The organism is Kocuria sp. CPCC 205231 (assembly GCF_040980965.1).
Classification (GTDB): Bacteria; Actinomycetota; Actinomycetes; order Actinomycetales; family Micrococcaceae; genus Kocuria; species Kocuria rosea.
In genome coordinates this window covers 96,831-123,120 of sequence record NZ_JAVKPP010000001.1, presented here as the reverse complement: position 1 = coordinate 123,120, position 26,290 = coordinate 96,831, and the positions used below count along the sequence as shown (strand labels likewise).

The following is a 26,290-nucleotide window of genomic DNA, read 5'->3' as shown; positions in this document are numbered from 1 at the left end:
TGGTGGCCCTGGCGGCTCGGCGCCCCGGGGTACTGCCCCTCGGGGGTGTCCCGGCGTCTCTGAGCGTCTGCGTCCGGGGGACCGGCTCAGCTCGCCGGGACGGCCGTGACCTCGCCGTCGACCAGGGCGAACACCCGGTCACCGGGACGGTAGTCCACGAGCGGGCCGTCGACCATCCGGGACATGGCCTCGGTCCCGTCCGAGAGCCGGAAGGCCACGAGCGTGTCGTGGCCGTGGTAGTCCACGCGGGTCACCACGGCCGGCTCGCCGCGCCCGGCCTGCGGGGTCCGCTTGTGCGCCAGGAGCACCTGCTCGGGCCGGACCACCGCGGCCATCGGCCCGGTCCAGGGGCGGTCGTCCTGGCGCAGGACCAGCGGCCCGAGGGGGGAGTCGCGCCGGGTGCCGGCCGTGGCGCCGTCCAGCGGGACGAGGACGGCCTCGCCCACGAAGCCCGCCACCCACGCGTCCGCCGGCTGCCGGTAGATCTCCGCCGGGGTGCCGACCTGGCGGATCCGGCCGCCGTTCATCACGGCCACCCGGTCCGCCATGGACAGGGCCTCCCCCTGGTCGTGGGTCACGAGGATCGCCGTGGCGCCGTCCTCCCGCAGCGCCCGGCGGACGTCCCGGCGCAGCTCCGAGCGCAGGGAGGCGTCGAGGGCGCTGAAGGGCTCGTCGAGCAGCACGAGGGGCGGCCGAGGGGCCAGCGCCCGAGCCACGGCCACGCGCTGGCGCTGTCCGCCCGAGAGCTCGTGGGGCATCCGGGCACCGTACCCGCCGAGGCCCACCAGCTGGAGGCACTGCTCCACCCGGGCGGCCCGGTCCTTGCGGCCGCGGCGCAGCCCGTAGGCCACGTTGCCGGCCACGTCCAGGTGCGGGAACAGCGCCCCCTCCTGCGGGACCACCGCGACGTGCCGCCGGTGCGGGGGCACGTGGACGCCCGGCAGCGCCACGAGGCGGCCGCCCAGCGCGATCCGCCCCTCGTCGATCTGCTCGAAGCCCGCCACGCAGCGCAACAGCGTGGTCTTGCCGCAGCCCGAGGGGCCCAGCACGGCCACGAACTCGCCCGAGCGCATGCTCAGGTCCACGCCCTGCAGCGCCCGGACGGGGCCGAAGGACTTCCCGACCCGGTTGATCGCGACGTCAGTCATGGATGATCAGCTCCTCGTCCAGGATGCGGGCCGGTGTCCGGGTCCGGGTGGTCGTGACCACGCCGCTGCGGCGGACGAGGGCCCACGTGGGGATCGTCGCGAGCAGCACCAGGAGGAAGGCATAGGGGGCGGCCTCGGCGTAGCGCTGGTAGCTGGTGGCCTGCCACAGCTCGGTGGCCAGCGTGTCCAGCCCCGTGGGCCGCAGCATGAGCGTGGCGGGCAGCTCCTTCATGCAGGTGAGGAACACCAGGGCCGCGCCGGCGCCGATGCCGGGCAGGGTCAGCGGCAGGGTCACCGAGCGGAAGACCTGGGCGGGGGAGCGGCCCAGCGACGTGCCCACCTCCTCGAGCGCCGGCGGTGCCTGCGCCGCGGCGCCGGTCACCGCCGCCACGCCCAGCGGCAGGAACAGGGTGGCGTAGGCGAACGCCAGCAGCCACGTGGTCTGGTAGAGCGGCATCAGGACGGTCACGCCGAGGAAGACCAGGGACAGTCCCACCACCACCCCGGGGAGGCTGTGCGCGAGGTAGGCGGCCCGTTCGGTCAGGGCGCTGAGCCGGCCGGGGTGCCGGGCGGCGAGGATGCCGATGGGCAGGGCCAGGACCATGGTCAGCAGGGCGCCGGCCAGGGACACCGTGAGGGAGCCCGCCGCGGCCGTGAGGACCTGCCCCCAGGAGTCGGCGCGGGACGTGCCCGCGGTCATCCACCGCAGCATCGAGACGGCGGGCACCCCCAGCGCCAGCAGGGCCGTGGCGGTCAGCACCGCCGCGGCCGCCCACCGGCTGCGGCCCAGGTCCAGGGTGCTCGTGGCCCGGCCCGCGCCGGCGGACTCGTAGCGGGCGTCCCGCCGCCGGGTGCGGCCCTCGAGGGTCAGCACGAGCACCGTCAGCAGGACGAGGATCGTGGACAGGCTCAGGGCGGTGGCCCGGTCGAAGCCGGCGCTGAAGGCCGTGAAGATGGCCCGGGTGAAGGTGTCCACGCGCAGGATCGAGACGGCGCCGAAGTCCGAGAGGATGTAGAGGATCGCCAGCAGCCCGCCGCCGGCGATGGCCGGGCGGACCTGGGGGAGGCTCACGGTGGTGAGCGTGCGCCACGGCCCCCGGCCCAGGGAGCGGGCCACCTCCTCCTGGGCCACGTCCGCGCCCGCGAACGCGGCGGCCACGGGCAGGTAGACGTACGGGTAGGTGTAGAGCGTCAGCACCACCACCGCCGCGCCGAAGCCCTCGAAGCGGGCCGCGGAGGACCACAGGTCCGCGACCGACACCCAGGTGTAGGCGGCGACGTAGCTGGGCACGGCCAGGGGCAGGGCGGCCAGCACCGCGAAGCCACGGCGGAACGGCACGTTCGTCCGGGTCACCAGGTAGGCGCTGCCCACCCCCAGCACGAGGGAGCCCGCCGTGACGACGAGGGCCAGGGCCAGGCTCGTCGCCGCCAGCCGGGCCGTGCGCTCCGTGGTGACCAGCTCCCACCAGGCGCCCACGCCGCCCTGCCCGGTCCGCACCAGGATGTAGAACAGGGGCACGAGCGCGACCACCGCGGCCAGGACGGCCGCGGTGGTCAGGACGGAACGGGGGCGCCGTGCGCTCAGCTGAGACCAGCCTCCGAGATCATCGTCACGGTGGTCTGCAGGTCCTCGAGATCGTTGAGGTCGACCTCGGGCACCTCGAGGGTGTCGAGGGCCGGCAGGCCCTCGGGCGGGTCGACCGACTCGACCATCGGGTACTCGTGGGTCTCGTCCCGGAAGTACTCCTGGCCCTGCTGGCTCAGCAGGTGGTCGACGAAGGCCTGGCCGTCAGCGTCCTCCTGCTCGTTGACGAGGCCCACGCCGGAGACGTTGACCAGCGCGCCGGTGTCGCCGTCGGGGAAGAAGTGCAGGGAGGCGGCGAGGTCCTCGGCGGGCGTGCCCTCCTCCTGGGCCAGCTCGTAGAGGTAGTAGTGGTTGACGAGACCGGTGTCGATGACGCCCTCGTTGACGTCGGAGACGATCATCCCGTTCTTCTCGCGGATCTGCGGGTCGTTCGCGGCGAGGTCGTCGAGCCACTGGCGGGTCCGCTCGTCACCGTGCTCCACGCGCATGGCCGTGACGAACGCCTGGAAGGACGCGTTGGTCGGGGCGATGCCCACACGGCCCTCCCACTCGGGCTCCGTGAGGTCGAAGACGGAGGCGGGCAGCTCCGCCTCGGGGACCGCCTCCTCGTTGTAGACGAGCACGCGGGAGCGACCGGTGACGCCCACCCAGGTGCCGTCCTCCGCGCGGTAGGTCTCGGGGACCTGCTCCGTGGTCTCCGCGGGCAGCTCCGTGAGCAGACCCTCCCCGGAGACGGCGGCCAGGGCGCCGGCGTCCTGGGCGAGGAACACGTCCGCCGGGGAGTTCTCGCCCTCCTCGAGCAGCTGCGCCGCCATCTCGGCCGTGCCGCCGTAGCGGACCTCCACCTCGATGCCCGTCTCCTCGCTGAACCGGTCGATCAGCGGCTGCACGAGCGCCTCGTCGCGCCCGCTGTAGACCGTGAGGCTGTTGTCGCCGCCGCCGGTGCCCGCGGTCTCCTCGGCGCCGGTGGTGCCGCCGGTCTCCCCGGAGCCGCACGCGGCGAGTCCGAGCGCCAGGGCAGAAGTGGTCAGCAGGCCCGCGGTGCGGGCGAGGGGTCGGGCAGTGCGCAAGGTCGGCTCCTGGAGTGGCGCGGAAGTCGTGGGTCCCGGTGGTCCCTGTGACTTAGGACATCCTCAGTCCAGCACGGATGCGCCCCTGGGTGCAATTCGGGCACAGAAGTATGATTTATCGGGTCACAGCTCCGGAATACCGGCCGCCGGCGAACGGTTGAACGGGTCAGGACGTCCGCCGAGGACGCTCCGCAGCAGTTCCTGTCCGCCCTTCCCGCAGCCCGATCCCGGGCGCCCCGAAAGGATCCGCGTGGCTCCCGAGCCCGAGTACTACCGCCCCGTCCCGCTGAACGACGACCCCGGCCGCGCCGGGTACTCCCGGGCGCCCCACGGGCAGCCGTTCGGCGGGCAGCCCTTCGGCGGGGGCGGGCGCGGCGCCCCGTACCCCGGGCCGCCCGTGGTCAACGTGGTGGGCGGGAAGTCCGTGGTCCTCGCCTACGTCCTGTGGCTCTTCCTGGGCTGGCTGGGCATCCACAAGTTCTACCTGCGCCAGCCGATCTGGGGCCTGATCTACCTGTTCCTCGGGGGCCTGGGCTGGACCCTCGCGGGGGTCGGCGTCGGGATCCTGTTCCTGATCCCGTGGATGCTGCTGATGTTCGTGGACGTCTTCACCATGCCGTTCCGCACGGCCCTCGTGAACGCCTCGATCGCCCGCAGCGCCTACCGGTACTGAGCCCCCGTTCCCTGACCACCGCGGCCCCGCGCCCGCCCCGTTGGGCGCGGGGCCGCGGGTGTAGTAGTGTTGTGAGGTCTGTGTGCCCGCCGCCCGACGTGCGGTGCCGGCGCGCGGACGACGCTACAGAACCTCCTGCTGCGGAAGGACCGCAGCCGCTCAGCCCGAAGGAGGTGGGTTCGAACATGCGTGAGTACGAACTGATGGTGATCATCAACCCCGAGGTCGAGGATCGTGCCGTGGAGCCGACTCTCAAGAAGTTCCTCGAGGTCGTCACCAAGGACAACGGGACCGTCGACAACGTCGACATCTGGGGCCGTCGTCGCCTCGCCTACGAGATCCAGAAGAAGACCGAGGGTATCTACGCGGTCGTCCGGTTTACCGCGACCCCGCAGACCACCCAGGAGCTCGACCGCGTCCTGAACCTCAACGAGGCCATCATGCGCACCAAGATCATCCGCCCGGAAGAGCAGAAGATCTCCGCCGAGTAAGGACTTCACAACTGATCACCGAGGGCGCCCCGACCGGGCCCCCGGTGAGATGCTTGAGAGATCCCAGCACGTCCCGCACGACCGCGAACATCCTCGACCCGGGAGGTCCACATGGCTGGTGACACCGTCATCACCGTAATCGGCAACCTGACCGCTGACCCCGAGCTGCGCTTCACCCCGTCGGGTGCGGCGGTGGCCAACTTCACCGTTGCGTCCACGCCCCGCACCTTCGACCGCCAGTCCAACGAGTGGAAGGACGGGGAGACCCTGTTCCTCCGCTGCTCCGTGTGGCGCGAGGCGGCCGAGAACGTGGCGGAGTCGCTGCAGAAGGGCATGCGCGTCATCGTCCAGGGTCGGCTCAAGTCGCGGTCCTACGACACCAAGGAAGGCGAGCGGCGCACCGTCACCGAGCTCGACGTCGACGAGGTCGGTCCTTCCCTGCGCTACGCCTCCGCGAAGGTCAACCGCAACGCCCGCTCCGGCGGGCAGGGCGGCGGCTTCGGCGGCCAGCAGGGCGGCGGTCAGCAGGGCGGCGGCTTCGGCGCCGGCGCCCCGGCCGGCGGCGGATTCGGGGGCGACTCCGGGTTCGGCGGCGGTGGCGGCGGCCAGCAGGGCGGCGGCTCCGGCTTCGGCCAGGGCGGCCGCTCCGGCGGCGGACGCCAGCCCGCTCCGCAGGCCGCACCCCAGAGCGACCCCTGGAGCCAGTCCTCCGGCGGGAACTACGACTGGGGCAGCGGCCAGGACGACGAACCGCCGTTCTAGACCTTCCGCACTTTTCCCATCCACCCCATCCCGCGGTGACAAGCCGCGGGCTCCACTCGAAGAACAAGGAGCACCACGATGGCCAAGGCTGAACTCCGTAAGCCCAAACCAAAGCAGAACCCGCTCAAGGCTGCCAAAGTCACTGAGATCGACTACAAGGACGTTGCGCTGCTGCGCAAGTTCATCTCCGATCGCGGCAAGATCCGCGCCCGCCGCGTCACCGGTGTGACCGTGCAGGAGCAGCGCAAGATCGCCCTGGCGATCAAGAACGCCCGCGAGGTCGCGCTGCTGCCCTACTCCGGCGCCGGCCGCTGATCAGAGAGGACAGACACTCATGGCAAAGATCATCCTGACGACCGAGGTCACGGGTCTCGGCGCTGCCGGTGACGTGGTCGAGGTCAAGAACGGGTACGCCCGCAACTACCTCTTCCCGCGCGGCTTCGCGACCCCGTGGTCGCGCGGCGGCGAGAAGCAGATCGAGAGCATCAAGGCCGCCCGCGCCGCGCGCGAGGTCGCCTCGCTCGAGGACGCCCAGGTCCTGGCGCAGAAGCTGACCTCGGCCACCGTGACCATCCCGGTCAAGGCCGGCTCCGAGGGTCGCCTCTTCGGCACCGTCAAGGCCGAGGACGTGGCCAAGGCCGTCGAGGCCGCCGGCCTCGGCTCCGTGGACAAGCGCAAGGTCGAGCTCAACCAGCACATCAAGACCACCGGTGTGTACCAGGCCTCCGTGCGTCTGCACGAGGACGTCAACGCGAACGTCGAGTTCGAGGTCGTCCCCGCCTGATCGGTTCCTCCGGTCCGTGCAAGCACGGAAAGGGCCCCCGCGGTGCGCCGCAGGGGCCCTTTCCGCATGTCCGGCGTCTCCAGCGGAATCGGCCGGCGGGAGCGCTCAGTGGGGCCGGAGGGCCTCGAGGACGACGTCGAGCGCGGTGTCGGTGGTGCGCACCTGCTCGGCGCGCAGCAGGTCCAGTCCCTTGCCCTCGAGCACGGCGACGGTCTCCTGGAGGGTCGGCCGGGGCACGGTCGGGGGCGGGCCCTCGACGCTGCCGGGGGCGTGCGTGATCCACAGCAGCCGGCCGCCGGGGACGAGCCACTCGGCGGCGCGGCGCAGCAGCGCCAGGTCGTGCTGGAAGTACGCGGCCACGATCAGGTCGAACTGCGGGGGCACGGCGTCGGGCCCGGAGCGCTGCTCCTGCTCGGGGGTCCAGGTCCGCAGGTCGGCGACCAGGGCGCGGCCGGGCAGGCCGCGCTCCGCCAGCGCCCCGGCGATGGTCCGCACGGCGCTGGGGGAGAAGTCCACGGCCGTGGGGTCGTAGCCGGCCGCCGCCAGGGCCAGGGTGTGGCGGCCGGTGCCCGCGCCCAGGTCGAGGGCGGTCGGCGGGCCGCCCGTGCGCTCCCGGGCCGTCCGGTCCAGGAGGGCGGCCACCTCGGGGTGCGGCTGGGCGCCGTCGGGGGAGGACCCCCCGGAGGCGTACCGGTCCTCCCACATGCGCTGGTTGTCGTCCACGGGGACCTCCTGGAGGGGTCGGATGCGTCGGTCGGGCGTTCGGGCGGCCGCGGGCCGGTGCGGCGGGGCCGTCGGGTTCCCCGGGGGACAATGGGTCCATGCCGTCCCTGATCTCCCGCGTCTCACCGTCCGCCCTGTACTGGTTCGGCGTGGGGTGCCTCCTCTTCACCGTACTGGCTTTTGTCGTGGCCTTCCTGGGCGGGAACTCCGCGGGGCCCGAGACCTCCATGGCGTTCTTCGTGATCGGCTTCGTCGCGGCGGCGGCGGTGGGGGCCACCGTGACGGCGGTGGTGGCCCTCGCGGGGGCCATCGGGTTCGCGTCCGAGCGGGTCCGGTTCCTGGTGCTGCTGGGGCTGTCGGTGCTCTGCCACCCGCTGCTGTGGCTGGCGCTGCTCGCCTCGGTCTCCTGAGGGCGGAGGCCCGCTCCGGCCCCCCGGACAGGGCGTGCGGGTCCGTGGCGCGCACATCGTGCCCGGCGTGCTCCGGGGTGTGCGGCGCTCCTGAGGGACCCGCCTCCGACGTGGGCCGGAACACGAGTCGGAGAACACGGTGCTGTGGACGGCACCGGTGGTGCCCCGGTCCGCCCTGCACAGGGTGTGCATCATCGTCGCCGCTGGTCAGAACGGGGTCTGCGACGACCTGTGCATAACTTTCCACAGGGTTCTCCCCAACCTGTGCACAGCCGTCCACGGCGTTTTCCACCGGTTGTCCACAGCGTGGAAAACGCCGCCGGCTGATAGGCTCCTCCGTCCTTCCCGGCTGGTCCGGCACCCGGTCCGGGAGCCGTCCTCCGCGGCCGGCGGGCTAGGCTCGGGGCACCCGGCCGGTCCAGTGGCCGGGTCCCTGCGGGAGAGGAGCGGCGGATGTCCCCACGCACGCGCGTGGCCCTGGCGCTGGGCAGCGGAGGCGCCCGCGGCTACGCCCACATCGGCGTGATCGAGGTGCTTGAGGAGCGCGGCTACGACATCGTGACCGTGGCGGGGAGCTCGATGGGGGCGCTCGTGGGCGGCCTCCACGCCGCCGGGCAGATGGAGTCGTACGCGCAGTGGGTGCGGGGTCTCAGCCAGCGGGACGTGCTGCGACTGCTGGACCCGTCCCCCTCGGCGCCCGGGGTGATCCGCGCGGAGAAGATCATGGCGAAGGTGCGCGAGCTGCTCGCCGGCCGGCTCATCGAGGACCTGCCCGTCCCTTTCACGGCGGTGGCCACGGACCTGCTCGCCCGCAAGGAGGTCTGGTTCCAGGAGGGTCCCGTGGACGTGGCGGTCCGCGCGTCGATCGCCCTGCCGAGCATCATCACCCCCGTCATGCTCAACGGCCGGCTGCTCGCCGACGGGGGGATCATGAACCCCGTGCCCATCGCCGCGACCGTCGCCACCCGCGCGGACGTGACGGTGGCGGTGTCCCTGTCCGGAGGACAGCAGTCCGGGGAGGGCCGGGTCCCCGCCCACGAGACGTCCGCCGTGCGGCCGTCCGAGGAGTGGGCGGAGCGGTTCCGGCGCAGCGCCTCCCACGTCCTGGACCGCGAGCTGACGCGCAGCGTCCTGGAGCGCTTGGCGGAGACGCGCGGCCGCGGCACCCCGTCCCGGTTCCTGCGCCCCGCCGGGACGGCCCCGGTGGACCCCGCCGAGGCCCTCGTCCGGGACGCCGTCCAGGACGTCGGCCGGGACGCGCTCGTGGACGCCGCCGAGGAGCTCACCCAGGACGGCTTCGGCGCCCTGCCGGCGGGGCTGCGCACGCTGGACGTCATGCAGCTCTCCCTCGAGGTGCTGCAGTCCATGGTGCTGCGCTACCGGCTGGCCGGCTACCCGCCCGACCTGCTCATCACCGTGCCGAAGAGCGCCGGGCGGCTGCTGGACTTCCACCGCGCCGGGGAGCTCATCGAGCTCGGCCGGCGGATGACCGAGGAGGCCATCGACCGCGCCGACGAGTTCCCGCCGGCGCGGCCGCGGTCCTAGTCGGCCTGGACGATCTCGTCCAGGTTCGCCTCGTTGTCGATCACGTCGTACTTGAGCATCAGCTCGGCGAGCGTGTCGAGCTCGTCGCGGTCCACCTCCGCGTCGAACTCCTCCAGCCGCAGGTCGGTGGCGACCTCCTCCGGCATGTTGAGGAAGCTCACGATGGTCTCGCGCACCCGGTCGGGGTTCTCCTGCGCGAACTGGAGGGCCTCCTCGATCGCGGCGTCGTAGTTCTCGAGGACCTCCGGGTTCTCCTCGGTGAACGCCGTGCTGCTGAAGGTGACCATGGTGTCGAGGCCCGGGACGGTGTCCTGGTAGTTGTAGCCGACCAGGGCGGTCTGCTCGCCGTTGATCAGCTGGGTCAGGAACGGCTCCGGGACCCAGGCGGCGTCGATCTCCCCGCGCTCCAGCTGGGCCGGCATGTCCTGGAAGGGCATCTCCACGAAGTTCACGGCGTCGGGATCGCCGCCGTCCTGGCTCACGGCCTCCTTGATGGTGAGGTCGCCCTGACCGTTGATCGTGTTCACGGCCACCCGCTTGCCGGCCAGGTCGGCCCAGGACGCGATGCCGGCGTCCTGGTTGGCGGCCACGCCGGTGATGTCCTCGCCCTCGGCCATCGAGCTGCTGTAGCCGCTGAGGATCTTCATGTCGAGGCCCTGGTCCTTGGCGAGGATGACCGAGAGCGGGTTGCCCACGCCGATGTCCATGGAGCCGCCCGAGACGGCCGGGAGCATGGCCGCACCGCCCTGGGCGGTCTCGATCGTGACGTCCAGGCCGTGCTTCTCGAAGATGCCCTCGTCGAGGGCGAGCTGCACGGGCGCGGAGGGCGCGATGGGGATGACGCCGATGGTGAGCGGCTGCAGCTCCTCGCCGTCCCCGCCGCCGCCGGTGGTGCCCCCGCCGCCGCAGGCGGTCAGGGCGAACGTCAGGACGGTTCCGACGGCGGCTGCTCTGGCGAACGGGTGCTTCATGGTGGTCCTCTTCCTCGGGTCGGTCCTGCCGGCGCCCGGCACCGGCGAATCCGTTGTGAGATGCATCACGCACATCGGTGACCTCACGGTAGAGGGCGACCGTTGGATTCGTCAACGGTTGTAGCTCTGAATTGTTGCGCTGTCCCCCGAAAAGGACCGCGGCGGCTCACTGGTCGCGCAGCAGCGCCTCCACGGTGCGGGCGAGGTCCAGGAGCACGGCGTCCGCCCCCGGCCCCGCCGCGAGCTCCAGGCCCACCGGCAGGCCCTCGGCGGTGCGCCCGGCAGGGATGCTGATCCCGAGGGTCCCGATGATGCCGGCGAGGTCGGAGTGGCGGGTGAAGGTGTCGAAGGTGGGCACGCGCCGGCCGTTGAGCTCCACGGTCTCGTCGTCGCCGATCGGCCGGGCCGTCAGCGGGCACGTGGGCTGCACCAGGGCCGTGACCCCCTGGGCCTGCATCGCCCCGGTGTACAGCCGCAGAGCGAGCCGGCGGTCCTCCTGGGCCGCGCGGTAGTCGTCGTCGGCGGCGCGGAACACCTGCGCCAGCTCCCAGATCCGCCGCACGTCCGGGCTGCCGATCCCGTCCCGCACCTCGTCGAGGGAGCGTCCTGTGCCGCGCGCCTCCAGATAGGCCTGGAGGTCGGGCAGGAACTCGTGGAGGGCGATCGTCATGCCGGCCGTGGCGGCCAGCTCGCGGGCGGGGCGCACGTCCACCGGCACGAGCTCCGCGCCCGCCGCCTCGAGTGCCCGCAGGCCCGCGCCGAAGACCGTGTCCACGCCCGGCTCCAGGTCCTCGAGGAACAGCTCGGGCACGCCGAGGCGGACGCCGTGCAGCGGGCCGGGGCCCTCGTCGTCGAACTCCAGGCGCCGCGCGCCGGGCACGCCGAGCGGGTGCTCGCCCGCGAGCAGGGCGTCCAGCAGCACGATGTCGTCCACGGTCCGGGCCATGGGGCCGATCGTGTCCCGCGAGTGGGCGATCGGCAGGACGCCCGACGACGGGTAGCGGCCCAGGGTGGGCCGGAAGCCCACGATCCCGCACAGGGCGGCGGGGATGCGGGCCGAGCCCCCGGTGTCCGCGGCGACCGCCGCCGGGACCAGGCCCACCGCCACGGCCACCGCCGAGCCCCCGCTGCTGCCGCCGGGGCTCAGCGCCGGGTCGGCGGGGTGGCGCACCGGCCCGTACGAGCCGTTGTTGGAGGTGATGCCGAAGGACAGCTCGTGCAGGTTGGTCTTCAGGGCGAACAGGGCCCCGGCCTCGCGCAGGCGGGCCACCGCGGGGGCGTCCCGCGCCACCACGTCGCGCTCCAGCGACCGGGTCCCGCCGGTGGTGGGGAAGCCCGCGACGTCCACGATGTCCTTGACCGCCAGCGGGATCCCCGTCAGCGGGCCCCGCGTCTCCCGGCGGTCCAGCGCGTGGGCGAGGGCCCGGGCCAGCTCCGGGTCCGCGCTGATCACCGCGCCCAGCCGCTGCGCCGTGGGCAGGCGCTCCAGCAGGGCGTCGAGGTGCTCCACGTGGCTGATCCGGCCCGCGGCCAGCTCCGTCCGGGTGGTCCTGATGTCCCACGAACAGGGACCGCTGAGGTCTGTGGTGAGCGTCATGATCCATGGTGTCCACGGACGGGCCCGGGCGGCAAGCGGTGTCCGCGGTCGGTGCGAGAATGGAGGGGCTGCCCGGAAGATCGGGGCGGCGTCGTCGTGTGCGCGCTCCGCTGTCCGCGGGGTGCGCGGGGAGAGGTGGACCAGGTGTCGATGGTGTCGGAGCGCTCGTCCGGGAGCGACCGGGAGTACGGCCGGACCCCGCCGCAGGACAACGTCGCGGAGCAGTCCGTGCTCGGCGGGATGATGCTGTCCAAGGACGCGATCGCGGACGTGGTGGAGGTCCTGCGCGGCGTCGACTTCTACAAGCCCGCCCACGAGTCCATCTACGAGGCCGTGATCTCCCTGTACGGGCGCGGCGAGCCCGCGGACGCCATCACCGTGGCGGACGAGCTGACCAAGCGCGGCGAGATCGAGCGCGTCGGCGGTCCCGCGTACCTGCACACCCTCATCTCCTCCGTGCCCACCGCGGCCAACGCGGGCTTCTACGCCGAGATCGTGCGCGAGCGCGGCGTGCTGCGCCGGCTCGTGGAGGCCGGCACCAAGATCGTGCAGCTCGGCTACAGCTCCGACGGCGAGGTCGACGACATCGTCAACGCCGCCCAGGCCGAGATCTACCAGGTGGCCGAGCGCCGCTCCTCCGAGGACTACACGGTGCTCAAGGAGGTCATCGAGTCCACGGTCGACGAGATCGAGGCCGCCGGCTCCCGCGGCGAGGGCATGCGCGGTGTGCCCACCGGCTTCATCGAGCTCGACGAGCTGACCCAGGGCTTCCAGGGCGGTCAGATGATCGTCATCGCGGCGAGGCCGGCCATGGGCAAGGCGCTCGCCCTGGACACTGCGATCCCCACACCCACGGGGTGGACCACCATGGGCGAGGTCCAGGTGGGGGACGAAGTCATCGCCGCCGACGGCACGCCGTCCCGTGTGGTCGCGGCCACCGAGGTCATGACCGAACGTCCCTGCTACCGCGTGAGCTTCGACGACGGATCCGAGATCGTCGCCGACGAGCAGCACCAGTGGCTGACAGTCACCGACGACTCCTCCGCGGTGCGGACCACCGAGGAGATCCTGGCTTCCATGCTGGTGGGAGAGCAGCACACCGTCGTCAACGCCCCCGTCCTCGACCGCCCGGAGGCCGGCTATGAACCAGGGGGACGACGGCGTCTCACGGCTGTCGAGCCGATCGACTCCGTGCCGGTGCGGTGCATCGAGATCGACCATCCCTCGCACCTGTATCTAGCCGGCAGGACGTTCATCCCCACGCACAACTCGACGCTGGCCCTCGACGTCGCGCGGTCCGCGGCGATCAAGCACAACCAGACCACAGTGATCTTCTCCCTCGAGATGAGCCGCAACGAGATCGCGATGCGCCTGCTCTCCGCCGAGGCCACGCTGAACATGCAGGACCTGCGCAAAGGCCGGCTGCAGGACGAGCAGTGGGCCAAGATCGCCACCACGATGGGCAAGATGGACTCCGCTCCGTTGTTCATCGACGACTCCCCGAACATGTCCCTCATGGAAATCCGGGCGAAGTGCCGCCGGCTCAAGCAGAAGCACGACCTCAAGCTCGTGGTGCTCGACTACCTCCAGCTCATGAGCTCCGGCAAGAAGGTCGAGTCCCGCCAGCAGGAGGTCTCGGAGTTCTCCCGTGCCCTGAAGCTGCTGGCCAAGGAGCTCGAGGTCCCGGTCATCGCGCTGTCGCAGCTGAACCGTGGGTCCGAGCAGCGTCAGGACAAGAAGCCGATGGTGTCTGACCTCCGCGAGTCGGGCTGTCTCACTGCGGACACTCGGATTCTCCGTTCCGACACCGGAGCCGAGGTCACCATGGGCGAGCTGTTCGAGTCCGGGGCCAAGGATGTCCCTGTGTGGTCGCTGGGCGATGACATGCGCTACGTCGAACGCACGCTCACCCACGTTTTCTCGACAGGGGTCAAGCCGGTCCACCGGCTCACGCTGGCGTCGGGGAAGACGGTCCGGGCGACCGCGAACCACCCGTTCTTCACGTACCAGGGGTGGAAACCCTTGGACGAGCTGTCCGTGGGGGATCGGCTGGGCGTGCCTCGGCACACTGACGGACCGACGCAGCGCACGGAGTGGGACGACGCGCAGGTCGTCTTGCTCGCGCACCTGTTGGGCGACGGATCGTTCGTCGAGCGCCAGCCGCTGCGTTATGCGTCTGTGGATGAAATGAACCTCAATGCTGTCGCCGAGGCGGCGACCTACTTCGGCATCACCGCTGTCCGGGACGAGCACCCGGCCGCACGGTGCACTTCTCTCCGCCTGCCGGCTCCGTTCCGTCTGACGCACGGAAGACGAAACCCTATTGCCGCATGGCTTGGTGAGGAGCACCTTTTCGGGCGCCGCAGCTACGAGAAGTTCGTTCCGCAATCGGTGTTCGCGTTGTCAAAAAGGCAGATCACCCTGTTCCTCCACCACATCTGGGCCACGGATGGCTCCGTCACTATCAACAAGAACCAGAATGGTGGACGGATCTATTTCGCATCGACTTCACGTCGTCTGCTCGACGATCTGAGTCGACTGTTGCTTCGTTTCGGCATCACCACCCGTATCCGTCGCACCACGCCCAAGGCGCAGTATCGACCCGGTTACACGCTGGACATCTCCGGTATGGATGATCAGTTACGTTTTCTGCGGGAGATCGGCGTGCACGGGGAGAGGTCGGCGAACTGCGCGAAGCTGCTGACAATTCTCGAGACCAAATCCGGCAACACCAATGTCGACACTGTTCCGGTCGACGTCTGGGAGGACGTCAAAGGCATCCTCCGGGATAAGGGAATCACCCACCGGGCGTTCCAATCGTCCATGGGCAGTGAATACTGCGGAAGTGCATACTACAAGTCAGCGCCGTCTCGGCAGAGGTTGGCGAAGATCGCTGCCACGCTGGACTCTGTGGAACTCGAACTCATGGCGGTCAATGACCTGATGTGGGATTCCGTGGTGTCCATCGAGCACGAGGGCGAGGAAGAGGTCTTCGACGCAACTGTGCTCGGCAACCACAACTTCGTTGCCAACGGCATCGCGGTGCACAACTCCATCGAGCAGGACGCGGACATGGTGATCCTGCTGCACCGCGACGACGTCTACGACAAGGAGTCGCCGCGTGCCGGTGAGGCCGACGTGATCGTGGCCAAGCACCGCAACGGTCCCACCAAGACGATCGTGGTGGCGTTCCAGGGCCACTACTCCCGGTTCGCGAACATGGCGCACGAGGGACTCTGACCCGCACACGGGCCGAGAAGTGCTCCCCGGCTGCTCGCCTCGGGGTACCCGCGGAGCGGCACGGCCGTGCCGCTCCGCCGGATCGGTCCCCAACGATTGCCTAACGGACGTTGTCGGGGCCGTCGGCCGGGGGGACCATGGTGGTGTCGGATCCCGGAGACGAGGAGCCTGCCATGACCGCACCGACCGCAGACACGACGGATCCGGGGATGGATCCCGGAGGGCTCAGCAGGCGGGTGCTCGACGAGCAGGTCGCCGCGATCAACGCTCACGACGTTGCCCGCTTCGTCTCCTTCTACGCCGAGGACGCCGTGGTCGTCGACCCGCAGTACCCCGACCCCCTGCGGGGTCGGGCCGCGATCGAGCGGGACATCACTGACTTCCTGAGGGCCTTCCCGGACCTGGGCATGGAGGTCACGAGCACGGTCGTCGACGGCCCGGTGACCGCGGTCGAGGCGACCATGACCGGCACGCACGACGGACCGCTGGTGTTGCCCACCGGGGACGTTCCCGCGACCGGGCGTCGGCTGCGGTTCCCCATGGCGTTCTTCGATCGGCTGGACGAGGAGGGCCTGATAGTGGAGGCGCGGCGCTACCACGATCTCGCGACCCAGCAGGAACAGCTCGGCCTGAGCTGACCACGCGGACACGGGAGGTGCCCATGCCGAGCATCCACGTCGAGCACTGGGGTGCCGGTCCGCCCGTGCTGCTGGTCCACGGCAGCGTCACCGGCGGGGCGATGACCTGGGACGCCCAGCGCCCCCTGGCCCAGCACTGGCACCTGGTCGTGGTGGACCGGCGCGGCTACTTCCCCAACCCGCCGGTCGAGGTCGAGGACTTCGAGGTCGACGCCGGGGACGTCGCCGAACTGCTCACCGAGCCCATGCACCTGGTCGGGCACTCCTACGGCGGCGTCGTTGCCCTGCTGGCGGCCGCCCAGCGCCCCGGGATGGTCCGGTCCCTGACCGTCAACGAACCGCCGGCCTTCGGCCTGCTGTCCAACGACCCGATCGTGCGCGACTACGCCCGGGGGCTGCGGGAGCTGTGGGACCAGGGCCCGGCCGATCCCACCGCGTTCCTGCACGCGTTCATCGGCTACGTCGGCAGCGCCGTCACCCCGCCGGACCCGCTGCCGCCCGCGCTGCTGCAGAACGCGCAGCTCCTCCGGCACGAACGCCTCACCGACGAGGCCCGGATCCCGCTGGGCGTCTTGCGGGAGACGCCCTTTCCGAAGCTGGTCGTCTCCGGCAGTCACAACCCGGTCTTCGACACCGTCTGCGATGTCCTCGAGCGTGAGCTCGAGGCCGAGCGGGCGGTCGTGCCCGGTGCTGGCCACAGCATTCAGCGCACCGGGGAGCCCTACAACGAGGTGCTCCACCGCTTCCTGGCCGCAGCGCGCTGACGCGAAAAGCAGGCATCCCGGAGGCCGGCGCCTCGGCACCGTCCGGGGCGAACTGGGCGGCATGGGCGAGCGGATCGTCGAAGTGTCGGGTCACAATGGTGCGGGCCCTCCGGCAGATCTGGAGAATGGTCCTTCGGAGCAGAGCCCCCGTGGGGTGGGCCCTGGGCGGGAGGCGGTGCTGACTCATGGGTGAAATGTTCCGCCACGAGCTCACGATCCTGGATCCCGAGGTGCTGCCCGCGCTCGGCGAGCGGACCGGCATGCGCTTCGGCTACAGCTCCACCGATCCGGGGTTCTCCTACCGGTTGTCGAGGGCCGGGGACGGCCAGGTCGCCCTGTCGACGGTGCACGTGGGCGGAACGATGTCCCTGTGGGGGGACACCGAGGTCTTCACGGTGGCCCACGTGCGAGGGGTCCGGTACGACTGGCAGATCCGTGCGGAGATCGGCGCCGCGGCTGCGGGCTCATCGGTGCTGTTCCGCCCCGAGCACCCGTCCCTGGTGGTGGCGCAGGACGTCGACGTGACCATGGCGCACCTGCCGGTGGACCTGGTGCAGGCCACGGCCGACACCGTCTACGGCCACGAGACCCCGGTGGACTTCAGCTCGTCCGCCCCGGTCAGCGCCCGGCTCGGCGAGTACTGGGCGGGCCTGGTGCGCCGTGGTGCCGACATGCTGGGGTCGACGGTCTTCGAGGAGCCCATGGTGCGCGCCGACCTGACCCGCCACCTGGCCGTGGGTCTGCTGGAGTGCTTCCCGCTGCTCGGGGACCGGGAGGCGCGGTACCTGTCCATGGAGGCCCAGTCCCGCCGCTACCGGATCGCGGCGCAGTTCTTCGACGACCACGCCTCGGACCCCATCACCGTGGAGGATGCCGCCCGCGCCGCCCGGACGACCACGAAGGTCCTGGTGCGGGCGTTCCGGGCCAACCATCCCCTGGGCCTGACCCCGGCCCAGTATCTGCGCCGGACGCGGATGGACGCCGCCCACCGGGACCTGCAGGACGGCGACCCGGCTCGCGGGGACACCGTGAAGGGGATTGCGGCCCGATGGGGCTTCACCCATGCGGGACGCTTCGCGCAGTACTACCGGCAGCTCTACGGGACGACACCGAGCCGCACCCTGGACCGCTGACCGCTGACCGCCGACCGGTGCCGCACGGGCGTGGGAGAGTGGGGGCATGCGCGCAGTGGTGATCGATGCTGTCCGGGGCCGGCCGGAGGTCCGTGACGTCGCCGAGCCCACGGCACCGCCCGACGGGGTGGTCGTCCGCGTGGAGGCCACGGGCCTGTGCCGCAGCGACTGGCACGCCTGGGCCGGGCACGACGAGATCGCGCTGCCCCACGTCCCGGGGCACGAGCTGGCCGGGGTGGTCGTCGCGGTGGGGGCGGGCGTGCGCCGGTGGAGCACCGGGGACCGGGTGACCGTCCCCTTCGTCTGCGGCTGCGGCCGGTGCGAGTGGTGCCGCTCCGGCAACGCGCAGGTCTGCCCCGATCAGCAGCAGCCGGGGTTCACCCACTGGGGGTCCTTCGCCGAGTACGTCGCCCTGCACGGGGCCGACACGAACCTCGTGGCCGTCCCCGAGCACGTCGACCTCGCCACCGCGGCCGCGCTGGGGTGCCGGTTCGCCACGGCGTACCGGGCCCTGGCCGACCGGGCGCGCCTCGCCGAGGGGGAGTGGGTCACCGTGGTCGGAGCCGGCGGAGTGGGGCTCAGCGCGGTGATGATCGCCCGGGCACTGGGCGGACGCGTGATCGCGGTCGACCGCAACCCGGAGGCGCTCGCCCTCGCCCGTGAGCTCGGCGCGGAGCACACGCTGCGCGCGGACGGGCGCGACGTCCCCGCGGCGGTCGCCGCCCTCACCGGCGGGGGCGGCCACGTCGCCGTCGACGCCGTGGGCAGCGAGCAGACCTGCGCCGACGCGGTCCTCAGCCTGCGCCGGCGGGGCCGGCACGTCCAGATCGGCCTGCTGCCGCCGGTCGAGGGCCATCCGCGCGTGCCGATGGCGCGGGTCATCGGCTGGGAGCTGGACCTGCTCGGCAGCCACGGCATGGCCGCGGCCGACTATCCGGCCATGATGGCGCTCATCGAGCAGGGCGCACTGCAGCCCCAGAAGCTCATCGAGCGCACCATCGGGCTCGACGAGGCGGCGGCGCTGCTGCCGGTGTTCGACACCGCGACGGTCGCCGGCATGACGATGATCGATCCCGGGCTGTAGACCCGCTCGGAGGCGGCGAGCGGACCGACCCCGGCGCCGGGGACCGCCCGCCGCTGCCCGGGCCCCGCCCCCGCATCCTGACAGCCGATTTTCGTGGATCGTGAAGAATCGGCAATGTTCTTCCGGAAAAGAGGGGCGCACCCCTTCCGGCTCGGGCAGAGTGATCTGCACCACTTGGGGGACGCGAACTTCCCCGGTGCATCGCGTGAAGGGCGACCGCCGTTCACCCCGGTGTCCGCCGCTCCCATCCCGGTCGGCTCCACCGCCACCGTCCAGCTCCGCAACAACTCACCAGGTGCCCCCGAAAACGCTTCGGGCCTGAACTCCTCCCTCCGATCGCCCCGGCGGCGCCGCGTGCGCCCGCCACCCGGCACGGAGCGAGGACCTCATGATCGAACAGGAGATGACAGCATGAACCGACAGGCCGTTCATCTGAATGCGCACGAGGTGACTCCCGTAGGACTGTGGAGCCTCCGTGCCAAAGCGCCCACCGTGGCGACCGTGGTGTCGCTGAACTTCCCGGGCCTCACCCCGCAGACCCGGGACCTGATGCGCCGCCGCACCCGCACCGCGCTGCAGTGCCTGGTCAACACCGGTGCCCGGCCGATCCTGGTCGACTCCAGTGCCCGGGAGCTGCCCGACCCCGCCGTCACCGCCTCCGCGGACGCGGTGCTGGTGCTCGGAGGAGGGGACGTCGACCCTGCCCTCTACGGGGCGGGCGGGCCCGTGCCGAACGGGTACGGGGTCGACCGGCGCGCCGATCTCTACACCGTGGACCTCCTCGTGCAGAGCCTCGACCGCGACGCCCCGCTGCTGGCGATCGGACGGGGGGCCCAGCTGCTCAACCTGGCCTGCGGGGGAACTCTCGTCCCCGATCTCGGCACCGGCCACGGACACCGCGGTGCGCCGGGGGACCCGGTGTGCCCCGAGGAGGAGGTCGCCCTGGAGCCCGGGAGCAGGCTGGCCGCCGTCTTCGGCGCCCGGCGGCTCACCGTCCGGTCGGACCACCACCAGGCCATGGGGGTCGTGGCCCCCGAGCTGCGCGTCACCGCCGTGGCCGAGGACGGCGTGGTCGAGGCGACGGAGCACCTGGACCGCACCTGGGCCGTCGGGGTGCAGTGGCACCCGGAGGACTCCCACGGCTCGGCCGCGGACCGGGGGCGGCTGTTCTCCGCGTTCGTGGAGCAGGCCGGGTCCGGGCGGCGCCGCGTCCCCAGGTCGCGCGTGCTGGCCGCGTGAGCCGGTCCGTCTTCCGGTCCGCGCCGCGGAGCGCCGCGCCGCGGCGCGGACCGGAGGGGCGGCGGCCGGAGCCCGGGCGGGTGGGCCTGCTCGAGGGTGCGTCGGCGGCCGACAGGCCTCACCGGGCGGCGGGCGGCGTGATGTCCTCCACCAGGCCGGCCAGCCACGCGGCGCACAGCGCCGGCCAGGCCGCGGGCGCACCGGTGCCGCCGGCCAGTCCGAGACCGTGCGGTCCGCGGGGAAAGACGTGGAGGGCGTGGGGCACGCCCCGGCGCGCCAGCGCCTGGACCAGCAGGTAGGAGTGCTGCACCGGCACGGACGCGTCGTCGGCGGTGTGCCACACGAAGAAGGGGGGCGCGGCCCGGGTCACCAGCCGGTCGAGGGACGTGGCCGCCCGCACCTCGGCGGCGGGCCCCGGGCCCAGGAGCTCCTCCTGCGACCCCCGGTGCGTGTCGAGCTGCATGGACACCACCGGGTAGCCCAGGACCACGGCGTCGACCCGCTCGGGCCCCGAGGCCGGTGCGGTGAGCGCGGCGTGCCCGGCCAGGTGCCCGCCGGCGGAGAACCCCAGCAGGACGACCCGCCCGGCCCCGGCCGCCCTGACCCGGCGCACCTCGGCGCGCACCGCGTCCACGGGGGCGGGGTGCCTGGCGTGCACGGGATAGCGGAGGACGCCGGCGGAGAGGCCGAGGCCGCGGAGCCACTCGGCCACGGGTTCGCCCTCGTGGTCCGCGTGCCGGGCGTACCCGCCGCCGGGGAGGACGACGACGTGCGGAGCGGGCGACGGCGCGGGCGGTCGCGCCCCCGCCGGTCCGGCGGCAGGGTGAACGGGGTCCATGCGGGGTGCCTCCTGGTCGGTGCTACCTGGTCGGGGGTGGACGGTCCGGCGCCGGGCGCACGGCACCGGCTCCGCGGAACGGCAGGACATCGGTGCCCGTTCGTCCCGCGCGGGAGCATCCGGGCGTCCGAGGCCCTACTCTGTCATCATGCTGATCACCACCGCGGCTCCGCCCGCCCCTGTTGAGACCGCGCCGGAGGCCCTCCGATGAGCGGCGGTCTGATGGCCCTGCTGGACGACGTCGCCGCCCTGGCCCGCGTCACCGCCGCCTCCGTGGACGACATCGGCGCGGCGGCGGGCCGGGCGAGCATGAAGGCCGCCGGCGTCGTAGTCGACGACACCGCCGTGACCCCGCAGTACGTCCAGGACGTCTCCCCGGCCCGCGAGCTGCCCATCATCTGGCGCATCACCAAGGGCTCGCTGCGCAACAAGCTCATCTTCATCCTCCCGGTCATCCTGCTGCTGAGCCAGTTCGCGCCGTGGCTGCTCACCCCGATCCTCATGCTCGGCGGCAGCTACCTGTGCTTCGAGGGGGCCGAGAAGATCTGGTCGAAGATCTCGGGCCACGGGGCCAAGACCAAGACCCCCGTGGTCGAGAAGGGCAAGGACGCGGAGGACACGATGGTCGGGGGCGCGGTGCGCACCGACCTGATCCTCTCGGCCGAGATCATGGTCATCTCCCTCAACGAGGTGGCCGGCGAGCCGCTGCTCTCGCGGGCGGCCATCCTGGTGGTCGTGGCCATCGGCATCACCGTCCTGGTCTACGGGGTGGTGGCGCTGATCATCCGGATGGACGACTTCGGCCTGCACCTGGCCGGACGGTCCTCCCCGACCACGCAGAAGATCGGCCACGGCCTGGTGAAGGGCATGCCCGGGCTGCTCACGGTCATCTCGGTCGTGGGCACCGCCGCCATGATCTGGGTGGGCGGGCACATCGTCCTCGTCGGCCTCGACGACCTGGGCTGGCACGCCCCGTACGAGGCCGTCCACCACGTGGAGGTGCTCGTGCACGACGCCGTCCCCGGCGGTCTCGGCGCGGCGCTCGCCTGGCTCACGAACACCTTCTTCTCCGCCGTCCTGGGCCTGGCTTGGGGTGCCATCCTGGTGCTGGTCTGGGAGCTGCTGCCCTTCGGCAAGGGCGAGCACGAGGCCGAGCACGCCGCCCACGGCGCCCACGAGGCGCAGGACGAGCACCACGGGAAGCACTCCTCAGCGGCGTCCTCCGCGGCGGCGTCCTCGGGGGAGGAGGGCGCGGGACCGTCCGGCCCGTCCGACCCCACCCCGCCGGCCGACGGGGGCTCCACCGCGGCCCGCTGACCGGGCTCGCCGGGAGTCCGCTCAGAGATCGTCGGGGTCCCCGGCGCGGGCGTTGAGGTACTCGTCCAGGACGGCGGAGCCCAGATCCCCCGGGTCCGGCGCCACCACGCGCCCGTCGATCCGCTCGGCCATCCGCCGCAGGAACCGCTCCAGCCCCGGGTCGTCGCCGAGCCGGAAGAACGTCGCCTGGGCCCCCATGCGTCCCAGCCGGTCGAGCTCCTCGACCGTGGCGCGCAGGGTCTCCGGCTCCGTGGGCCAGGAGAACCAGCTCTCGCCGTCGGGCAGCAGGTGCGCCGTGGGCTCCCCGTCGGTGACCACGAGCAGGACGGGCTGCATCGAGGGGTGCTTGCGGAAGAACCGCGTGGCGAGCAGCAGGGCGTGGTGCAGGTTGGTGCCCTGCTCCCGCACCGGCGGCAGCCCCGTGAGCTCGTCGACCGGCAGGGCGCGGGCGTAGCGGCCGAACGCGACGATCTGCAGCTGGTCCCCCCGGAACCGGGTGGAGACGAGGTGGTGGAGCGCGAGCGCCGTGCGCTTCATGGGGACCCAGCGCCCCTCGGCGGCCATGGAGAACGAGGTGTCCACGAGGAGGACGACGGCGGCCTGCGTGCGCGCCTCGGTCTCGGCGACCTCGATGTCGCGGACGTCGAGGCGCAGCCCGCGCCGGACGTCGCCGCCCTCGGCGGCGGTGCGCCGGATCGCGTTGGTGATGGTGCGGGTGGTGTCCCACGGCTCGGCGTCCCCGAACTGCCACTCCCGGGTGGCGCCGGAGGGCTCGCCGGCCGCACCGGCGAGGCGGGTGTCGCGCTGACCGGTCCGGGAGGACAGGTTCTGCGCGGCGTCCCGCATCAGCGCCTTCCCGATCCGGCGCACGGCGCGGGGCGAGAGCCGCAGGTCCCCGTCGGCGCCGCGCTGCAGGTAGCCGCTGTCCCGCATCGCCCGCTCCAGCTCGGCCAGGGTCCGGGCCGAGACCGCGGCGTCCTCGCCCAGCTGCCGTGCGAGCGCGTCGAGGTCCATGTCGTCCAGGTTGGCGCCCCGGTGGTGCTGCGCCAGCTGCTCGGCGAGGGAGTCGAGCTCGGCGATGTCCTGGAGCACGCCCGTCCCGTCGCCGAGGCCCAGGCCGTCCTGGCCCTCGAAGCCCTCCGACCCGCCCCAGTCCTCGCCGGGGCGCAGTCCCTGCAGGTTCGCGTCGAGCCGGCCGAGCTGGTCCATCAGCTCGGGGGAGCCGAACGCCTGGGCGGAGAGCTGCATCAGCTCCTGGCGCTGCTCGGGGGACATGGAGTTGAGCATCCGCTGGGCCGCCGCCGCGCGCTGGGCCAGGGCGTCGATCAGCTCGTCGACCGACTGCGGGTTCTCGGGGAAGTGCTCCCCGTGCTTCGCCATGAAGTCCTGGAAGTCCTCCTCGGTGTCCTCGCCCCGCCCGTGCTTCTCGAGCAGCTCGTTGAGGTCCCGGAGCATCTCGGCCACGGCCTCCCGGTCGGCGTCCGTGGCGTTCTCCAGGGCCTGCTTCATCCCGGCGAAGCGCTGGTCCAGCAGCTCGCGGCCGAGGAGGTCCTTGATCTGCTCGTAGGCCTCCCGGGCGGACTCGGACTGCCAGTCGTAGGACGCGAGCTCGCTGACGGCGGCGGCCGTGGAGCTCGGCAGGCCGTCGAGCTGCATCTCCCGGAAGGAGCGGTCCATCGGGTCCATCCGGGCGTCCCGCAGGAACTGCTCGCGCTCCAGACGCAGCGCCTTGTCCAGCAGCTTCTTCGCCTCCTCGAGCGTGCCGCCCAGGCCGTGGCGCTTCAGCAGCTCGCGCCGGCGCTGCTGCAGGCGCCGGGACAGGTCGTCCAGGCCGTCGCGGCCGCGGCCGCCCCGCCGGAGGAACTCGCGCAGCGCGTGCTCCGGCGAGTACCCGGCCATGACGTCCTCGGAGACGGCCTCGAGCGCCTCGGAGAGGTCCACCGGCGGGGCCAGCGGATCGGGTCCTCCGGTGTACCGGCCGTACCTCGAGGACCGGTGGTGTGCGGGCATGACGCCCCCTCTGTGTCTTCTCTGCGTCCCGGTGCGGAACCCGGTGCGGGTCCTGGTGCCGGCCGTGCGGTCAGCCGTAGACGGTGCCGGCCTCGTCGGCGTCCTTGGAGATCTTCTGGGCCAGGTAGAGCCCCTCCAGCGCCAGCTCGATCGCGCTGGCGCGCTGGCCCGGCGTGCTCGCGCCGAGCCGCGCGGCGATCTCGTCGTAGGCGGTCGCGGCCCCGTCGTCGTCGGAGGCCGTCAGCTCGGGCAGCCCGGCGAGGAAGTCCTGGGCGGAGACGTCGTCGCCGGTGGACACGGTCGTGCGGCCGTCGAAGGCCTCCACGACCGGGCCGAGGTCGAGACCGCGGAAGCGGCCGCGGACGGTCTCGGCGGTGGCCCGGCGGAGCAGGTGGTCGAGGATCGCGCGCTCGCGGCCCTCCTCGCCGGACTCGAACTCGATCTTGCCGGCCAGGACGTCGGTGGCCGTCTCCATGTCCACCATCCGCGCGACCGCCTCCGCCTCGCCGCGGATCGTGGCGCGGCGCAGCGCCGCGGCCGCGACCGTCTCCGCGCCGGCGATGGCGAAGCGCGCCGACACCCCCGAGCGCTGGTCCACCGCGGAGGACTCCCGCAGCAGGCGGGTGAACCGGGCCAGGGTCTCCAGGATCGTGTCCGGGACCTCGGCGATCAGCTCGGCCTCCTGGCGGATCACGGCGATCTCGTCCTCCAGCTCGAGCGGGTAGTGGGTGCGGATCTCGGCGCCGAACCGGTCCTTGAGCGGCGTGATGATCCGGCCTCGGTTCGTGTAGTCCTCGGGGTTGGCCGTGGCCACCACGAGGACGTCCAGCGGCAGCCGCAGGACGTAGCCGCGGATCTGGATGTCCCGCTCCTCCATCACGTTGAGCATGGCCACCTGGATGCGCTCGGCGAGGTCGGGCAGCTCGTTGATCGCCACGATCCCGCGGTGCGAGCGGGGCACGAGCCCGTAGTGGATGGTCTCCGGGTCCCCGAGCCGCCGGCCCTCGGCCACGCGCATCGGGTCCACGTCCCCGATGAGGTCCGCCACGGACGTGTCCGGGGTGGCGAGCTTCTCGACGTAGCGCTCCGACCGGTGCCGCCAGACCACGGGCAGCTCGTCGCCCTCGAGCAGGATCCGGCGGCGCGACGCCTCGGTCAGCGGCTCCAGGGGGTGCTCGTTGAGCTCCGACCCCTCGATGGCGGGGGACCACTCGTCGAGCAGGCCGGCGAGGGTGCGCAGCAGGCGGGTCTTGCCCTGGCCGCGCTCGCCCAGCAGCACCACGTCGTGGCCGGCGAGCAGGGCCCGCTCGAGCTGCGGCAGGACCGTGCGCCCGAGCCCGTGCAGGCCCGGCCAGGGGTCACCGCCCTCGGCCAGCGTGCGCAGGAGGTTCTCGCGGATCTCCTCGCGCAGCGTCCGGTGGGTCACGCCGGCGGCGCGGAGCTCGCCGAGCGTGCGGATGTCAGGGTGATCGGTGCGATCAGTCACAGCGCCAACCTAACCCCGGCGTCAAGAGGGCGCCCCCGGGCCGGGGCCGGCGTCGTCGCAGGCGGCGCCCGACGACGACGGGCGCGGGGCCCCTGTGGCCCCGGGGCCCCCGCCAGTACGCTGGTGCATCATGGTCACTCGCAAGGCACCACGGAGCACCCTCGTCCTGCTCGTGCGGCACGGGGAGACCCCCACCACGGGCAAGGTCCTGCCGGGGCGGGCCCCCGGCCTGCACCTCTCCGAGCGCGGCCGGGCCCAGGCCGACCGGGTGGCGGAGCGGCTCGCGGGCGTGCGCGTCGACGCCGTGTACACCTCACCGCTCGAGCGCACGCGCGAGACCGCGGCGCCGACCGCGGCCCGGACCGGCCGGGAGGCCGTCGTGGAGCCGGGACTGCTCGAGTGCGACTTCGGGGAGTGGACGGGCGAGGAGCTCTCCCGCCTCTCCCGGCTCAAGGCGTGGTCGACCGTCCAGCGGGCGCCCTCGACCTTCCGCTTCCCCGGCGGCGAGAGCTTCCCCGAGATGCAGGCGCGCACCGTGGGCGCCGTGGACCGGGTGCGCGCCGCCCACGAGGGCGGGGTGGTGGTCTGCTTCTCGCACGCCGACCCCATCAAGGCGGCCCTCGCCCACGCCCTGGGCACGCACCTGGACCTGTTCCAGCGGATCGTGGTCAGCCCGTGCTCCGTCTCGGCGATCTCGTACGCGCCGGGGCAGGCGCCGGCCGTGCTCACCGTGAACTCCACGGACCAGCCGCTGGCCGGCCTGAGGGTGTCGTGAGCGGACG

24 protein-coding genes are annotated in these 26,290 nt (G+C 72.5%); 15 read left to right on the top strand and 9 right to left on the bottom strand.

The window, feature by feature from the left end; genetic code table 11:
- Positions 1–86: 86 nt before the first annotated feature.
- The 3 genes from RF640_RS00655 to RF640_RS00645 are packed head-to-tail and all read right to left on the bottom strand — an operon-like array spanning position 87 to position 3,803.
- Positions 87–1,148, bottom strand: a complete 1,062-nt coding sequence (locus RF640_RS00655) for an ABC transporter ATP-binding protein (RefSeq protein ID WP_017835054.1) — start codon at positions 1,146–1,148, stop codon at positions 87–89.
- A complete protein-coding gene (locus RF640_RS00650; RefSeq protein WP_109221577.1) occupies positions 1,141–2,679 on the bottom strand; it encodes an iron ABC transporter permease in 1,539 nt (512 codons plus the stop codon). The genes RF640_RS00655 and RF640_RS00650 overlap by 8 nt, the downstream gene beginning before the upstream one ends.
- 50 nt (positions 2,680–2,729) lie before the next feature.
- Entirely contained in the window at positions 2,730–3,803 is a 1,074-nt protein-coding gene (locus tag RF640_RS00645) for an iron ABC transporter substrate-binding protein (RefSeq protein ID WP_017835052.1), read from the bottom strand.
- A gap of 250 nt (positions 3,804–4,053) precedes the next feature.
- Between RF640_RS00645 and RF640_RS00640 the strand changes: the two genes are divergently transcribed.
- The 5 genes from RF640_RS00640 to rplI all read left to right on the top strand — a co-directional run bounded on the left by RF640_RS00640 (position 4,054) and on the right by rplI (position 6,513).
- Entirely contained in the window at positions 4,054–4,476 is a 423-nt protein-coding gene (locus RF640_RS00640) for a TM2 domain-containing protein (RefSeq protein ID WP_232035215.1), read from the top strand.
- A 185-nt stretch (positions 4,477–4,661) separates the two neighbouring features.
- Positions 4,662–4,967 carry a 30S ribosomal protein S6 gene (gene rpsF / locus RF640_RS00635; RefSeq protein WP_035924389.1) on the top strand — a complete coding sequence of 102 codons (306 nt, stop codon included), beginning with the start codon at positions 4,662–4,664 and terminating at the stop codon, positions 4,965–4,967.
- A gap of 111 nt (positions 4,968–5,078) precedes the next feature.
- Positions 5,079–5,729, top strand: coding sequence for a single-stranded DNA-binding protein (locus RF640_RS00630; protein WP_017835049.1), 651 nt, complete (start codon positions 5,079–5,081; stop codon positions 5,727–5,729).
- A 78-nt stretch (positions 5,730–5,807) separates the two neighbouring features.
- Positions 5,808–6,044 carry a 30S ribosomal protein S18 gene (gene rpsR / locus RF640_RS00625; RefSeq protein WP_017835048.1) on the top strand — a complete coding sequence of 79 codons (237 nt, stop codon included), beginning with the start codon at positions 5,808–5,810 and terminating at the stop codon, positions 6,042–6,044.
- 19 nt (positions 6,045–6,063) lie between these two features.
- Positions 6,064–6,513: a 50S ribosomal protein L9 gene (gene rplI, locus RF640_RS00620; RefSeq protein WP_017835047.1), complete on the top strand. Its 450-nt coding sequence runs from the start codon at positions 6,064–6,066 to the stop codon at positions 6,511–6,513.
- A 105-nt stretch (positions 6,514–6,618) separates the two neighbouring features.
- Here the strand turns inward: rplI and RF640_RS00615 are convergent, their stop codons facing one another.
- Positions 6,619–7,236 carry a bifunctional 2-polyprenyl-6-hydroxyphenol methylase/3-demethylubiquinol 3-O-methyltransferase UbiG gene (locus tag RF640_RS00615; RefSeq protein WP_109221575.1) on the bottom strand — a complete coding sequence of 206 codons (618 nt, stop codon included), beginning with the start codon at positions 7,234–7,236 and terminating at the stop codon, positions 6,619–6,621.
- Positions 7,237–7,334: 98 nt separating this feature from the next.
- Between RF640_RS00615 and RF640_RS00610 the strand changes: the two genes are divergently transcribed.
- Both RF640_RS00610 and RF640_RS00605 read left to right on the top strand, forming a co-directional pair.
- On the top strand, positions 7,335–7,646 hold the full coding sequence (locus tag RF640_RS00610) for a hypothetical protein (protein WP_109221574.1): 312 nt from the start codon (positions 7,335–7,337) through the stop codon (positions 7,644–7,646).
- Positions 7,647–8,099: 453 nt separating this feature from the next.
- Entirely contained in the window at positions 8,100–9,191 is a 1,092-nt protein-coding gene (locus RF640_RS00605) for a patatin-like phospholipase family protein (RefSeq protein WP_109221573.1), read from the top strand.
- On the opposite strand, the gene RF640_RS00600 is transcribed toward RF640_RS00605, so the two are convergent.
- Both RF640_RS00600 and RF640_RS00595 read right to left on the bottom strand, forming a co-directional pair.
- Positions 9,188–10,162 (bottom strand): ABC transporter substrate-binding protein, encoded by a 975-nt coding sequence (locus RF640_RS00600; RefSeq protein ID WP_109221572.1) that lies wholly within the window; start codon positions 10,160–10,162, stop codon positions 9,188–9,190. The two genes, RF640_RS00605 and RF640_RS00600, sit on opposite strands and share 4 nt — an antisense overlap.
- Before the next feature lie 166 nt (positions 10,163–10,328).
- Positions 10,329–11,759: an amidase family protein gene (locus tag RF640_RS00595; RefSeq protein ID WP_109221571.1), complete on the bottom strand. Its 1,431-nt coding sequence runs from the start codon at positions 11,757–11,759 to the stop codon at positions 10,329–10,331.
- Between the two features lie 150 nt (positions 11,760–11,909).
- Here RF640_RS00595 and RF640_RS00590 point away from each other — a divergent pair, with 150 nt between their 5' ends.
- The 6 genes from RF640_RS00590 (at position 11,910) to RF640_RS00565 (ending at position 19,857) form a co-directional block, all read left to right on the top strand.
- Positions 11,910–14,999, top strand: a complete 3,090-nt coding sequence (locus RF640_RS00590) for a replicative DNA helicase (protein WP_081994253.1) — start codon at positions 11,910–11,912, stop codon at positions 14,997–14,999.
- A 173-nt stretch (positions 15,000–15,172) separates the two neighbouring features.
- Positions 15,173–15,637, top strand: coding sequence for an ester cyclase (locus tag RF640_RS00585; protein WP_158279187.1), 465 nt, complete (start codon positions 15,173–15,175; stop codon positions 15,635–15,637).
- A 23-nt stretch (positions 15,638–15,660) separates the two neighbouring features.
- Positions 15,661–16,401 carry an alpha/beta fold hydrolase gene (locus tag RF640_RS00580; protein WP_368826159.1) on the top strand — a complete coding sequence of 247 codons (741 nt, stop codon included), beginning with the start codon at positions 15,661–15,663 and terminating at the stop codon, positions 16,399–16,401.
- Positions 16,402–16,586: 185 nt separating this feature from the next.
- Positions 16,587–17,534 carry a helix-turn-helix transcriptional regulator gene (locus RF640_RS00575; protein WP_017835039.1) on the top strand — a complete coding sequence of 316 codons (948 nt, stop codon included), beginning with the start codon at positions 16,587–16,589 and terminating at the stop codon, positions 17,532–17,534.
- A gap of 46 nt (positions 17,535–17,580) precedes the next feature.
- Entirely contained in the window at positions 17,581–18,618 is a 1,038-nt protein-coding gene (locus RF640_RS00570) for an alcohol dehydrogenase catalytic domain-containing protein (RefSeq protein WP_017835032.1), read from the top strand.
- 492 nt (positions 18,619–19,110) lie between these two features.
- On the top strand, positions 19,111–19,857 hold the full coding sequence (locus tag RF640_RS00565) for a gamma-glutamyl-gamma-aminobutyrate hydrolase family protein (protein ID WP_109221569.1): 747 nt from the start codon (positions 19,111–19,113) through the stop codon (positions 19,855–19,857).
- A gap of 118 nt (positions 19,858–19,975) precedes the next feature.
- Here the strand turns inward: RF640_RS00565 and RF640_RS00560 are convergent, their stop codons facing one another.
- Positions 19,976–20,695 carry an alpha/beta hydrolase gene (locus RF640_RS00560; protein WP_126349605.1) on the bottom strand — a complete coding sequence of 240 codons (720 nt, stop codon included), beginning with the start codon at positions 20,693–20,695 and terminating at the stop codon, positions 19,976–19,978.
- Between the two features lie 207 nt (positions 20,696–20,902).
- On the opposite strand from RF640_RS00560, the gene RF640_RS00555 reads away from it, so the two are divergent.
- The gene (locus RF640_RS00555; protein WP_109244475.1) at positions 20,903–22,012 is read left to right on the top strand and encodes a DUF808 domain-containing protein; all 1,110 of its coding nucleotides are present in this window, start codon (positions 20,903–20,905) and stop codon (positions 22,010–22,012) included.
- Between the two features lie 21 nt (positions 22,013–22,033).
- Here the strand turns inward: RF640_RS00555 and RF640_RS00550 are convergent, their stop codons facing one another.
- Both RF640_RS00550 and RF640_RS00545 read right to left on the bottom strand, forming a co-directional pair.
- Positions 22,034–24,022 (bottom strand): VWA domain-containing protein, encoded by a 1,989-nt coding sequence (locus tag RF640_RS00550; RefSeq protein ID WP_095650067.1) that lies wholly within the window; start codon positions 24,020–24,022, stop codon positions 22,034–22,036.
- 70 nt (positions 24,023–24,092) lie between these two features.
- Positions 24,093–25,508: a sigma 54-interacting transcriptional regulator gene (locus tag RF640_RS00545; RefSeq protein WP_035924417.1), complete on the bottom strand. Its 1,416-nt coding sequence runs from the start codon at positions 25,506–25,508 to the stop codon at positions 24,093–24,095.
- A gap of 130 nt (positions 25,509–25,638) precedes the next feature.
- On the opposite strand from RF640_RS00545, the gene RF640_RS00540 reads away from it, so the two are divergent.
- Positions 25,639–26,283, top strand: coding sequence for an MSMEG_4193 family putative phosphomutase (locus RF640_RS00540; protein WP_017835026.1), 645 nt, complete (start codon positions 25,639–25,641; stop codon positions 26,281–26,283).
- Positions 26,284–26,290: the final 7 nt, after the last annotated feature.